This is a genomic window from Olsenella sp. An270 (assembly GCF_002159735.1).
In the GTDB taxonomy this organism is placed as follows: domain Bacteria; phylum Actinomycetota; class Coriobacteriia; order Coriobacteriales; family Atopobiaceae; genus Thermophilibacter.
Genome location: NZ_NFJF01000011.1, coordinates 1 through 13,342, shown reverse-complemented (window position 1 = coordinate 13,342; position 13,342 = coordinate 1). Strand labels below are relative to the sequence as shown.

Here is a 13,342-nt window from a genome sequence, read left to right as displayed (position 1 = left end):
GGGGTGGCGGGCTCGGGGTCGGGGTCCGGCTCCGGTTCCGGCTCGGGCTCGGCGTCCGGCGCGGACTCCGGCTCGGGCTCGGGCTCGGCGTCGTCCGCCGGCTCGGCGGGAGCCTCCTCGGGCTCCTGAGCGGGCTCAGGCTCCGGCTCCGGAACGACCTGGAGCTCCGGCTCGGGCTCCGGCTCGGGCTCGGGCTCGACGTCGTCCGCCGGCTCGACCACGCGGTCGGACACGCTCTCGACGAGGCCGACGAGGCCACCCACGATGGCGTCCACGTCGGGTCGCGGGTCGCCGCCGCCCGAGTAGGCCCACTGCAGAATCCAGGCGGCACTCGACAGCGCCCCGGCGACGAGCACGTCATCGGGGCAGCCGAGGGTGATCTCGTAGATGCGCTCGGCGACCTCGGCGGTCTGGCCGCAGGTGACGTCGCCGGCGATGTCGGTCTGGGCGAGGAGCTCGACGGTCACGTGCTCGAGCAGGTGGGCGAGCTCGGTGTCCTGGGCGACCTCGCCGAAGGTGGGCGCGGAGTCGCCGAGGCAGACGTGGTCGCTCAGGGCGGGCATGAGGTCGAGGACGAGGTCGGTGGCCTCGGGGGTCTCGCTCGTCATGAGCGGCGCGCTCGGGGCGAGCTCGACCGTGGCGACGAGGGCGCGCGGGCCGACGGAGACCTTCTTGAAATCGAACAGCTGAGCCATGCTGGCTCCCTCTCATTCGCGGCCCGCTGGCGGGCACTGCCTTTCCCTCATTGTAGTGAAACTCACGGCCCGGGCCTACTCCTTAGCCGAGGCGGGCTGCTTCTCTCCGTCAGCGTCGTCCTCGGCGTCCTCGGCGGGGGGCTCGGGGGCGATGACGCGCAGCATGGAGAGCCGGCGGCCGCGCATGGACTGCACACGGAACTGATACCCATCCTTGGCGAAGACGTCACCGGGATGCGGAAGCTTGTCCGCCTGGTCCAGGACGAAGCCGGCGATGGTCTCGAACTCCTCGGAGTCCTCGACGGGCCAGCCGAGCTCGATGGCGTCGTCGATGGAGAAGCGGCCGTCCACGAGCCACTCGCGCTCGGAGAGCTGCGTGAGGTACTTGTTGTCGGGGTCGAACTCGTCCTCGATCTCGCCGACGACCTCCTCGACGATGTCCTCAATCGTGATGACGCCGGCGGTGCCGCCGTACTCGTCGACGACAATGACCATCTGGTCGTGGCTGGACTGCATCTCGGAGAGCAGCGGGATGATGTCCTTGGTGTCGGGGATGAAGTCCGCGGTGCGGGCGTGGCGGGCGATGGGGTCGTCGGCGCGGCCCTCGTCGAGGATCGGGCTGATGATGTCCTTGATGTGCGCGATGCCCACGATGCGGTCGACGGACTCGTGGTAGACGGGAATGCGCGAGTAGCCGGTGCGGCGCATGATGGCCAGGACCTCGGAGAGGGTCATCGTGTCCTCGACCGCGGTCATATCGACGCGCGGGACCATGACCTCGCGGGCGATGGTGTCGCCGAGCTCGATGACCTCGTGAATCATCGACTTCTCCTGGTCGGAGAGCTCGTCGGCGTCGGCGACCATGTACTTGATCTCCTCCTCGGAGACGCTGTCACGCTCGTCGGCGGACTTGATCCCGAGCAGGGCCGAGAGGCCGTTCGCAGACTTGGCCGTGAGCCAGACCAGCGGGCGGGCGATGGTCATGAAGCCGCGGATGGGGCCGGCGACCGACTTGGCCGTGCGCTCGGCATCGGAGAGGGCGATGCGCTTGGGAACGAGCTCGCCCACGACGATGGAGAGATAGGAGACCGCGAGCGTAATCAGCACGGGGGCGAGCGGGACGGCGATGCCCGCGGGCATGCCGAGGCTCATGAACCAGCCGCCCAGCGGGTCGGAGAGGCTCGTGCTCGCGAACGCCGAGGACGCAAAGCCCACAAGCGTGATGGCAACCTGAATAGTGGCGAGGAACTGCTCGGAGTTGGAGCCGAGGTCGAGAGCGGCGCGCGCCTTGCGGTCACCCTCCTCAGCCTCCGGCTCGAGAACAGCCCTCTTTGCGCTCACCACTGCCAGCTCGGACATCGAGAAATAGCCGTTGGCCAGGGTGAGCAGGAACGTGACCACAATAGATATCGCTACGTCCATGCGCTCGTGCGCAACCTCCTTGGTCGGAAGACAGATGCGTGCCACGGCGGGCGCCGCGGACATAATGGGATGATTTTAGCAGGTCGGCCCTAAGCGCGCATTCGCGGTTGAACCACGGGAGCATGGCGAGGGGCCGCACGACGGCCCACGGGCGCATAAAAACCTCATACGTGCTACATAAGGCGCCCTCTCGTGCATAAAAGCGCGATTCGTGCAGTGTCGATTTCGCTCTTTTTGGCCCTCGAGAGCCGGCGCGCGGACGTTTGCCCAGTTGCGAAAATCAGTAGTCGAATCAAAACCCGTTCGAGCCCGATTTTTACGCTACACGAACGCCCTTTTTGATTTTGAAACGGCGATAGTGCTGCACGAGCGACGGTTTTATGCACCGGAGGGCGCGCCGCCGTTGAGAGCGGCCAGGGCAGCGTCCGTCGACTCGGTCCCAAAGAGCCGCTCGCGAAGCTGACGGCGCGCGGCGAGCATCCGGGCGTTCGGCGGGTTCCGGCGCAGACCCAGACTTCCCTCGAGGTCGCTGATGAGGAGGTCGAGCTCAGCGTTGCTCTGGAACGTCGCTGCCGTCATCGTGATGCAGTCCATCCCCACCGACTGATACGCGCGCCGCTTCCTCTCGTCGCGGGCGCGCGCCTGGGGCGTCCTGTGGAATTCGTCGCTGTCGTACTCCCCCACCGTGCCGTTTGGCCAGGAGAAGTCGGGTCTCACGATTCGCTGCCCAATCACGGAAGCGAGCCCCTCGGGCAGGTGAACGTTGACGTTCATCCTGAATCCGGGCGCCCCGGCGCCGCCGCGCGCCCGCCCGAGCGAGAGCAGGATCGCGACGTCCGTCTCCCGGGGCGAGTTGGACCCGTCGGCGACGAGCTCGAGCGCGCTCACCGCCCGCGCGGCCCCGCGCGTGCCGAGCGCCTTGGCCGCGCTGGCGTATGCCCGCAGCTCGGAGACCGTGACGAGGGCGGGAGCCTCGCCAAACCCGTGGTCGGCATCGGGGTTCACGACGTATGTCCCCGCCAGCTCGTAGGCGACCTCCGCGAGGTCGATCTCATCCAGAACGGACCCAAGCTGGACGAGCATCGCCGCCGGTCGGAACACTTCGACGCCGTTCCCGAGCCTGACAAGCGTCCGCTCGGAAACGGGCCCGCGCCAGACCCTGTTTCGGACATGCTCGCTGTTGATGCGGTCGGAGGCAGACGGCACCACGATGTCGAGCGAGCCCTCCAAGCCGCACAGCGCCCGCGCGGAGCCCACGCGCTCGGCGATTCCCCGGTCGCGGGCGCCGAAGACCCGCTCGCCCTGGTCCATCGCCTCAGGCTCCGCTCCCGCCCTCCGGACCGCGCGCCAGAAGGCGAGCGCCGACTCGAACCCTATGCGCAGCTCTTTCATAACAACATCCTATCCTGATACTAATTAACTTAGTAGATTATATCCTATACACAAAAAGGGGCCGCCCTCACGGGCGACCCCCTCTCCGTCTCTCAAGCTGCGAGTACGGACTAGGCCATCATGCCAGCCACCGCGTCGCGCGCGCCGGCAAGCTGCTCCTCTCCCGGAATCCAGTTCACGGCCAGCGTCTTCACCGGCATCTGGAACCCCGCGGCCTCCAGCTCCTTAGCCACGTTGTTGGGCCCGAGCGGCGCCCAGCCGTAGGAGCCAAACGCCAGGCCAACCCGGTTCTCGTTCTTGGGCGAGAGCCCCTTCATGTACGTGAGGAAGCCGGCAACGGTCGGCAGCATCTGGCTGTTGAGCGTCGGCGAGCCCACGCACACGTACTTGCAGTCCATGAACACGTCCATCACGTTGGAGATATGATTCTCCTTGAGGTCCATGAGCTGCGCGGGCACGCCAGCGGCCAGGAAGGCGTCCACCAGCGACCGGGCAATCTTCTCGGTGGAGTGCCACATGGAGTCGTACACCACGAGCGCGCGCTCCTGCACCTCGCCGGACACGAAGCCCTCGTACGCAGCGAGGATGTCCTCCACGTGGCTGCGCCAGATCACGCCGTGCGCCGGGCAGATCAGCTCCAGCGCGTCCGGGCCCAGCCCGCGCACCGCCTTCACCGCCGCCGCGGCCTGAGCGCGGTACGGCTGCACGATGTTGGCGTAGTACTTGTGCGCCTGGTGCATGACCTCGCACATGTCGTTCTCGTCGTCAAAGCGCGCCGAGCTGGCAAAGTGCTGGCCAAACGCGTCGTTGGAGAACAGGATCTTGTCGTAGGCGTCGTAGGTGACCATGTTGTCGGGCCAGTGGACCATCGGCGTCTGGACAAACGCCAGCGTGCGCTTGCCAATGCAGAGGGTGTCGCCGGTCTTGACGCCGTTGTAGCCCAGGTCGCCAAAGTGCGCGGTCATGTTCTTCACGCCCTGCGGCGCGGAGCAGTAGATCTGGCAGTTTGGCGCCAGGCGCTTGATCGTGGGCGTGTTGCCGGAGTGGTCCATCTCCACGTGGTTGGCGATGAGCACGTCGATCCTGGACGGGTCGATCACCGAGGAGATGCGCTCGAGCAGCTCGTCGGTGAAGGTGACCTTGGCCGTGTCGATCAGCGTGACCTTCTCGTCCAGGATGAGGTAGGCGTTGTAGGTGATGCCAGCCTCGGTGGTGTAGCCGTGGAACTCGCGCGCGTTCCAGTCGAGCGCGCCGACCCAGTAGACATCCGGCTTGATCTGAACTGCGGAGAGCATGGTTTCCTCCTCTGTGGAAGTGATAGCCGCCTAGCGGCATTTTACCCCGCTGGCGGCGAGAAAAACGGGCGGCCGGCACGAAGGCCGACCGCCCGCGTGGGGGTCACGACACGCGTCGTACCTTACTTCTCGCCGGCGGCGCGGCGGGCGGCGTACTCCTCCGCCAGGCGCTGCTGGATGTCGTGCGGGACCTGCTCGTAGCCGCTGATCTCCATCTCAAACTCGCCGGTGCCGCGCGAGAGCGAGCGCAGGCGGGTGGCGTAGTCGGTGACCTCGGCGTACGGGATGGTGGCCACGACGGTGGTCTCGCCGGCCGCGGCGCCGGTCCCGGCCTCCATGCCCTCGACGCGACCGCGGCTCGCGGAGACGTCGCCCATCACGGAGCCGGCGTAGCTCTCGGGCACGGTGATGCGCAGGTGCGCCATGGGCTCGAGCAGCACGGGCTCGGCCTGCGCGACGGCCTTCTGGAAGCCGATGCGCGCGGCGGTCTTGAACGCCATCTCGTTGGAGTCGACCGGGTGGTAGGAGCCCTCGTAGACGGCGCACTTGACGTCGATCATCGGGTAGCCGGCGAGCACGCCCTCGCGCATGGTCTCCTGAACGCCCTTGTCGATCGCCGGGATGAAGCCGCGCGGGATGTGGCCGCCCACGACCTCGTCGACAAACTCGTAGCCGGCGCCCGGGTTGGGCTCGATGCGCAGCCAGCAGTCGCCGTACTGGCCGGCGCCGCCGGTCTGCTTCTTGTGGCGGCCCTGGGCGGACGCCACGCGGCGGATGGTCTCGCGATACGGGATCTTGAGCGCCACGGTGTGGGCGGTGATGCCCGCGCGGTCCTCAAGACGGTCGAGAAGGACGCTGACCTGCGCCTCGCCGATGGCGGAGATGACGGTCTGGCCGGTGTCCTCGTCGCGCTCCACCTTGAGGGTGGGGTCGGCGTCGGCGCTCTTCTCGAGGAAGGCGTAGAGCTTGCCCTCGGTGCCGCGCGCGTCGGGCTCGATGGCAATGCGATAGAGCGAGTTGGGGAAGCGGAACTCGGCGGCCTCGACCTTGCCGGTCACGGACAGCGTGTCACCGGTCATGGCCTCGAGCTTGGGCACCACGACGATGTCGCCCGCCGCAGCAGACTGCACGTCGGTGGTGTCGCGGCCGCACATCTGGTAGAGGTGGCCCAGGCGCTCGGTCTTGCGCGTGCGCGCGTTGGTGAGCTCGATGCCCGGCGTGATGGTGCCGGCCAGGACCTTGAGGAAGGACAGGCGGCCGTTCTGCGGGTCGTTGAGGGACTTGAACGCAAAGACCACGGGACGCTCGTCGTCCTCGGAGATGTCGAGCTGCTCGCCGTTGACCAGCGGGATGCGGCCAAAGTCGGCCATCGTGGGGAACCAGGCCACGGCGGCGTCCATGAAGGAGATGACGCCCTCCTCGCGCACGCAGCTGCCAGAGAAGACCGGGACAAAGACGCGCTCGCGGATGGCCTTGGCGAGAAGACCCTCGAGCTCGTCCTGCGTGACCTCCTCGCCCTCCAGGTACTTCATCATGACCTCGTCGTCGGCCTCCACGACAAGCTCGGTGAGCTGCGCGCGGGCGGTCTCGGCGGCGTCGGCGTACTCGGCGGGGACGTCCTCCACGACGGGCTTGCCGTTCTCGAGGTGGCGCGCCTTCATGTGGACGACGTCGATGATGCCCTTGAAGGCCTCGCCGGTGCCCATGGGGATGGTGACAGCGCCCAGGTTGGAGCCAAAGCGGTCCTGCAGCGCGGCCATGGCGACGTCGAAGTCGGCGTCGGGGCGGTCGAGGCGGTTGATGAACAGCGCGCGGGCGAGGCTGAGCTCCTCGGCCGCGTACCAAAGGCGGGTGGTGATGGTGCCCGGGCCGCTCGCGGCGTCCACGACAAAGACGGCCGTCTCGCACGCGCTCATGGCGGCGTAGGCGTCACCGACGAAGTCGGGGTAGCACGGGGCGTCGAGCACGTTCAGGCGCGTACCCTCCCAGGTGACGGGCGCAATCGCGGTGGAGATGGAGAAGCCGCGCTCCCCCTCCTCGCCGTCGTAGTCCAGCGTGGGCTTGGTGCCGGCGTGGCCGCCGAGACGGGTGGTACGCCCCGTCAGGTGGAGCATGGCCTCGGCCAGCATGGTCTTGCCCACGCCGCCTTGGCCCACAAGGACCACGTTCTTGACCTTCTCGCTTCCCTTAGCTGCCATGATGCCTCCCTCGAACGGGGTGTGTGCACGATGCACTCACCTTACCCACGGGGAAGCGGCGCGTTGCGCACATATCGGGCAGCGGGCGAGAAGAACGGCGGGGGGGCGGACGACAAAGGGGCGGCCCCGTCTCCGGGACCGACCGTCAGGTCGGCGGACTTGCGCCGGCAACTATCCCCAGCGCCGCGGACGCTGCGGCACGCGTCGCGCGTTCTTCTCGACCGCCGTGTCTCCCCCGGGAACGGCAAGCGACCTCTCGTAAGCGGTAAACGCGTCCAGTATGTCCCGCGCGGCAAAAATGTTGCTCTTGCGGTTCTTGGCGCTCTGGTAAAGCACACCGGCATCCACCAGGGTCGCCACGGCCTGGCGCACGGCCTCGCGGCTTCTTCCCGTGAGGCGTGCCCCGGACTCGATGCTGATGACTGGCGAGCTTGGGAGCACGTCCAGCAGGCGGTCCGCCGCGGAGTTTGCACGTGGATGGACAAGGCCTCGCCAGCGATCCTGGATGCGACCAATGGACTCCTCGAAGAACGAGGCGCGCTCACAGGCGATGACGCATGCGTTGGAGAAGTACTCGACCCAGTCGCTTGCCGCCGCGTCAGCACTAGTCTCGCCGCCGGCGTCATCTGTCCGATACGCAGCGAGATTGCTGATGTAGCGCTCCCGGTCGGTCGCCAGAACCAGGGACACCGGAGGGACCACGCACGGGGCAAGCCCTGCCCGACGGAGGATGACGTGAACCAGGGTCCGCCCGGTGCGACCATTTCCGTCAGCAAAGGGGTGAATCGTCTCGAACTGCGCATGGGCAATTGCCGCCATCGCAACCGGAGGGAGCTCTGAGGTGTTGCAGAACGACACGAGGTCCTCCACGAGGCCTGAGACGAGCTCCGGACGTGGGGGGACATACGCCGCCCCCAGAGGATTGATCCTGTTGCCACCAATCCAGTTTTGCTCGGTCCTGAGGATGCCGGCGTATCCGGCCGCACCAGTGCCCTCGAGAAGAGCGGCGTTAATGTCGCACAGCAGGTCAACGGTGAGCTGCGGCGAAGATGCCGCGCGCTCGACCCCCTGCTGCATCGCCGCGATGTTGCCGATGACCGCCGCCTCGGTCCCGTCGACGCGATGCGGCACACCAAGCTCGTCGAGAGCCTCGAACTCCAGGAGCCTGCCCGCGGGCATCTCAAGGCCCTCGATGCGAGACGAGGCCAGGGCCTCCGCCCGCATGATCAGTCGTGCGAGCGGCTCGGTATCCGTCAGGTGGGGAGACGCCTCGTTCAGGGCACGAATGGCCGACTCCGCGCGAGAGATGGACGCGACGGCAGTGGCCGAGAAGGACGGGACGAACCCGGCGATCATGTCGGGACGATAGGGGTGGTACGCACCGCTCCGGGACTCGCGGCGGCTCATCCCCCATGTGTCCGTAAGCCAGTATGCGGTTTCGTACGTCCCCATGGCTCCTCCTCATAACCTTGCTTTACCATAGCAGAAAACCAAGGTTATTGGATAACCTTGGTTTTCCAGCGTCGCAAAGCAAGGTTGTGAGACAAATGAACCTGTCCCCTTTGTCTCACGCCAGCGCGTCGCCGATCGCGGCGACGAGGGCGTCATGCTCGGCCACCACGTCGTCCACCAGCGCGCGCGCCGCGGGCCAGTCGCCACCGCGAATGAGCTCGCACTGGCGCGCCGTCAGCTCGTAGAGCCTCGTCATGGAGAGGTTGCCGCTCACGCCCTTGAGCGCGTGCGCCGCCTCGAGCGCCGCGTCCGCGTCGTCCTTCTCGGCCGCCGCCACGAGCTTTGCGCAGTTCTCGTCCGCCGTAAACTTGCCCAGCAGCCGCCCGAGCAGCGCCTCGCTGCCCATCAGCCGCGCCAGAGCGTCCGCCGTGTCCAGGCCGGCCGCGTCCAGAACCTCAAGCCTCATCTCTGCTCCTCCTCGCCGGCGCCCTCGTACAGGCGCGCGATCGCGGGCTCAATCTCCAGGAAGCACTCGAGCAGGCGCGGGTTGAACGTCCCGCACTCCCCCTCGCAGATCATCCGCAGCGACTCCTCGCGCGTGAAGGCCGCCTTGTACACGCGCTTGTTCGTCAGCGCGTCGTAGACGTCGGCCAGGCCCACCACCTGCGCCCAGACGCTGTTCTCGTCGCCGACCAGGCCGTCGGGGTAGCCGCGGCCGTCCCAGCGCTCGTGGTGGTGGCGCGCGATGTCCACGGCGTAGCGGTACGCGCCCAGCGAGCGCATCTGCGGGATGCGCGCCAGCAGGTCGGCGCCCTGCGTCGTGTGCGTCTTCATGACCTCAAACTCCTCGGCCGTGAGCCGGCCGGGCTTGCACAGGATCGCGTCGGGGATGGCGATCTTGCCCACGTCGTGCATGATCGAGGCCAGCGCGATGTCGTCCACGTCCTCCTCCGAGAGCCCCTCACCAAAGGGCGTCTCCAGAAGGATCGTCCGCGTGATGTCGTGGATGCGGCGCACGTGCAGGCCGCTCTCGCCGTCGCGGAACTCGATCGCGGTGGAGAGCGACTCGATCATGCCCCGGTTGAGCTCAATGATCCGTTCGGCGCGCTCGAGCAGCTGCACGCGCTGGTCCTCCACCGTGAGCGAGAGACGCTTCCTCGCCTCAAAGAGCTCCACCACCGCGAGCACCCGTCGCGTGACCACGTACGGCACGATCGGCTTGCCAATGAAGTCCATGACGCCCAGCTCGTAGGCCTCCCTCATCACGTCGTTGCCGCGCTCGGCGGTGATGAGGAACACCGGGGTGCGCCGCAGGAAGCCCGTGGGCTCCAGGCGGCGCAGCACCTCGAGACCGTCCACGCGCGGCATCATGACGTCGAGAAGGACCGCGGCGTAGCCGCCCGGCGCGGCGAGAAGGGCCTCGAGGGCCTCCTGGCCGTCGGCGGCCTCCTCGATCTCGAACTCGCCCTCGAAGAGGTTGGCCAGGATCAGCCGGTTGATCTCCTCGTCGTCGACGATGAGCATCCTCCCCGTGCCGTGCCGCGCGCCTGCCGCTGCCGTCATCCTCGTGCCTCCGCATCCCCCGCGCGTCGCGCGGGCCTCTCGTCTTCCGTCTCGTAGCGCCGCGTCACCATGCGGTCGCGCCCGGCCCGCTTGGCCTCGTAGAGGGCCTCGTCCGCCTGGCGCAGCGCGGCCTCGTAGGTGACGGGGCAGTCGCTCGCCCACACCACGCCGCAGCTCAGCGTGACCGGGACCCCCACGATCCTCTCGCCCGCCTCCCGCATGGCCGCCCGCACGCGCCCGACCTTCTCGGCGATGACGCGCTCGTCCACGAGCGAGGGCGCCAGGACCAAGAACTCGTCTCCCCCGAAGCGCCCCACCGTGTCCGTCGTCCTGAAGCCGAGCTGCAGCGCCCTCCCGAAGGCGCGCAGGACCTCGTCGCCGGCGTAGTGGCCGTAGGTGTCGTTGATCTGCTTGAATCGGTCCACGTCAAAGAGGAAGAGGGCGCCGCTCACGTGCGGGCCCGCCAGGGCGAGGTGCTCGCGCAAGGCCGCCACGAGGGCGCCCTTGTTGTAGACGCCGCACAGCTCGTCGAGCAGGGAGCTCTGGCGCAGCTGCTCCCGCGCCTCGAAGTCGCGCAGGCGGAGGTGCATGGTCACCTGGGAGACGGCCACGGCGACGACCATCCCGATCGCGCAGGAGAACGCGTCGAACTGCGCCATGGGAGGGGACTTGAGCGCCGCGGAGAGCAGCGCGAGCGCGACCTCGGCGCCCAGCGCCACCACGAGCGGGAGCGCGTAGGGGGCGACGACCACAGACGTGATCGCGATGACCGCCGGCTGCAGGAAGACGCCCGGCATGCCGTGCGTGGCCGTGGCGTCGATCGCGACCACGAGGGCGAGCAGCGCCGCCTCGGCCGCCAAGCACACCGCCGTCGAAACCACGGGTCGCGCGGAGAGCCGGTGGCGCAGCAGGAGCGACGCCGCGAGGACCGCCGCCGAGGCGACGAACGCCGCCGCGTGCGCCGAGGTGGCCTCCCAGAGCGGGTAGGTCGCGCGCGCCGCAGCGGAGAGCAGCGTGACGAGCGCGAGGGCCATGACGGCGGCGACGCCGACGCTCCCCAGGTTGGAGGTGACGATCTGCGCGCTGTCGGCCGTGAAGTAGGCGCGGCGGCGCGCGGCCTCCCTCCTCAGCGCGCTCATTGGGAGGTCGTCACGCCTCATGTGCGCCCCCTCCCGCCCCGTCGCGGGCGGCGACGAGCCGCGCCAGCACCCGAAGGACCTCGCCGACGTCGATCGGCTTGGCCACGTGCGCGTCCATGCCCGCGTCGCGGGCGCGCTGCCGGTCCTCGGCGAAGGCGTCCGCCGTCATGGCGACGATCGGCACGGAGCGCGCGTCGGGGCGGTCGAGCGAGCGGATGGCGCGCGCGGCCTCGTAGCCGCTCATCTCGGGCATGCGCAGGTCCATGAGGATCGCGTCGTAGCGCCCCGGCTCGCTCGCCGAGAAGCGCTCGACGCACTCGCGCCCGTTCTCCGCCCAGTCGAGCTCGAGCCCGCACGCGCCCAGCAGCTCGCTCGCGACCTCCCAGTTGATCTCGTTGTCCTCGGCGAGGAGGACGCGCGCGCCCGCGAGCGACGCCGGGTCGACCTCCGCGCCGCGCTCGTCCGCGGCCTCGCAGGGCGTTAGGTCGAGCGTCACGTGGAACGTCGAGCCGTGGCCCTTCTCGCTCGCGACCGAGATGGAGCCGCCCATGCCGTCGACAATGCGCTTGACGATGGACATGCCGAGCCCCGTGCCCTCGGTCCTGCGGACGCGCTCGGTGTCCTCGCGCTCGAAGGAGTCGAAGATGCGGCCGAGGAACTCCTCGGACATGCCGATGCCGGTGTCGCGCACCCAGACGTGCGTGCGCACGCGCCCCTCGCCGACGGGGACGGCCTCCTGCGACACGCGCAGCGTGACCTCGCCGCCCGTCGGCGTGAACTTCACCGCGTTGGAGAGCAGGTTGAGAAGGACCTGCGAGAGGCGCGTCCCGTCCGTCATGACAACGGGGCGCACGAGCTCGCGCTCCACGGAGAAGGCGACGCCGCGCGCCTCTGCCTGCGTGCGCACGATGGCCTCCACGCCGTCGAGCGCCTCGGGCAGCGAGACCCGCTCGGAGGCCAGCTCCATGCGCCCACTCTCGATGCGGGACATGTCCAGCACGTCGTTGATGAGGCCCAGCAGGTGCGCGCTGGACACGGCGATCTTGTCGAGGCACTCGGATACGGCCGCCGCGTCATCCGCCCGCTCCCGCGCGATCTGCGTCATGCCCACGATCGCGTTCATGGGGGTGCGGATGTCGTGGCTCATGTTGGAGAGGAAGCGGCTCTTGGCGAGGCTCGCGGCGTCCGAGGCGGCGCGCGCCCGGTCGAGCTCGTCCATCTGGAAGCGAAGGAGCTGCAGGTAGCGCACAAAGACGACGAGAAGCGCAACGAGGATCGCGAGGCATCCCACAAAGGCGGCGGCAACGAGGCTCCACGCGAGCGAGTCGATCGGGTCGTGCAGCACGCTGTAGGGCAGCACCGAGACGATGAACCAGCCCGTCCCCTCGAGCGGCGCCAGGTAGCTCGCGTAGCGCTCGCCTCCGACCACCGCCACGTAGAAGGCGGTGCCGCCCTCATCCATGACCCGGGACAGCTCGTCGGCGGTTATGTCGTAGTCGACGCCGGCCCTCCCCTCGTTGTCCCTGAGCAGACCGAGGTAGGAGTCGGCGTCGAGGCTCTCGTTGCTGTTCAGGACGAAGGAGCCGTCGGACCGGATGATGTGCGTGTAGACCTGGGTCGCGGACACGTCGAGCGAGAGCGCGGACACCACCTCGTCGAACGGGACGCCGGCCACGAGCACGGCGCCGTTGAGCCCCGGCACGCGACGGTTCTCGAGCACCTCGCCAAAGACCAGCATGGACTCGCCATCGCCGGAGGTCCCCACGGTGACCGTCCGGGTCCCTTCGATGACGCCGCGCACGAACGCGTCCCGGTCGTCGATCCTGAGGTCGGGGCCGAGCAGGACGCTCGTGCGCCCGTCGAGGTCGGTCACGGCGGCATAGGCAAAGCCGTGCCCCGCCGCCTCCTGTGCAAAGAGCTCGTGGGCGGCAGCGCGGTCGGTCTCGCCCGAGGCGCGCACGGCGAGGCGCGTGCTCTCCAGCTCCGAGCGGTACAGGCGCGTCTCAGAGGCAAAGTTCAGCTGGATCTGCGCGCTCATCTGCTCCATGAAGCCGCCGCTCACGCCGTCAATCGTGGCGTCGCTCATCCCCACCGCCGTGAACGTCACGACGGCGAACACCGCCGCGCACAGGGCGAGAAGCGCCACCACGCCGCGCCTGATCGCATGGACGGGCCGCGCGGCCCGT

General features: G+C 68.6%; 9 protein-coding genes and 1 pseudogene. All 10 read right to left on the bottom strand.

What is annotated here, in order from left to right:
• Nucleotides 1-695 (bottom strand): annotated as a pseudogene (locus tag B5F73_RS09415) (hypothetical protein); the annotation flags it as partial.
• Between the two features lie 75 nt (nucleotides 696-770).
• A complete protein-coding gene (locus tag B5F73_RS09170; protein WP_087227939.1) occupies nucleotides 771-2,117 on the bottom strand; it encodes a hemolysin family protein in 1,347 nt (448 codons plus the stop codon).
• Nucleotides 2,118-2,495: 378 nt separating this feature from the next.
• Nucleotides 2,496-3,509, bottom strand: a complete 1,014-nt coding sequence (locus tag B5F73_RS09165) for a hypothetical protein (protein ID WP_087227938.1) — start codon at nucleotides 3,507-3,509, stop codon at nucleotides 2,496-2,498.
• A gap of 110 nt (nucleotides 3,510-3,619) precedes the next feature.
• Nucleotides 3,620-4,804 (bottom strand): FprA family A-type flavoprotein, encoded by a 1,185-nt coding sequence (locus B5F73_RS09160; protein WP_087227937.1) that lies wholly within the window; start codon nucleotides 4,802-4,804, stop codon nucleotides 3,620-3,622.
• Between the two features lie 122 nt (nucleotides 4,805-4,926).
• Complete coding sequence (locus B5F73_RS09155; RefSeq protein ID WP_087227936.1) at nucleotides 4,927-7,002, bottom strand: elongation factor G; 2,076 nt, start codon at nucleotides 7,000-7,002, stop codon at nucleotides 4,927-4,929.
• Between the two features lie 171 nt (nucleotides 7,003-7,173).
• Nucleotides 7,174-8,454, bottom strand: a complete 1,281-nt coding sequence (locus tag B5F73_RS09150) for a Fic family protein (RefSeq protein WP_087227935.1) — start codon at nucleotides 8,452-8,454, stop codon at nucleotides 7,174-7,176.
• A 115-nt stretch (nucleotides 8,455-8,569) separates the two neighbouring features.
• Nucleotides 8,570-8,920: an Hpt domain-containing protein gene (locus tag B5F73_RS09145; protein ID WP_087227934.1), complete on the bottom strand. Its 351-nt coding sequence runs from the start codon at nucleotides 8,918-8,920 to the stop codon at nucleotides 8,570-8,572.
• Nucleotides 8,917-10,017 carry an HD domain-containing phosphohydrolase gene (locus tag B5F73_RS09140; RefSeq protein ID WP_087227933.1) on the bottom strand — a complete coding sequence of 367 codons (1,101 nt, stop codon included), beginning with the start codon at nucleotides 10,015-10,017 and terminating at the stop codon, nucleotides 8,917-8,919. The genes B5F73_RS09145 and B5F73_RS09140 overlap by 4 nt, the downstream gene beginning before the upstream one ends.
• Nucleotides 10,014-11,177, bottom strand: coding sequence for a GGDEF domain-containing protein (locus B5F73_RS09135; RefSeq protein WP_087227932.1), 1,164 nt, complete (start codon nucleotides 11,175-11,177; stop codon nucleotides 10,014-10,016). Before B5F73_RS09135 ends, B5F73_RS09140 begins: the two co-directional genes overlap by 4 nt.
• A partial coding sequence (locus B5F73_RS09130) for an ATP-binding protein (protein ID WP_087227931.1) occupies nucleotides 11,167-13,342 on the bottom strand: 2,176 nt, incomplete at its 5' end. The genes B5F73_RS09135 and B5F73_RS09130, both read right to left, overlap by 11 nt.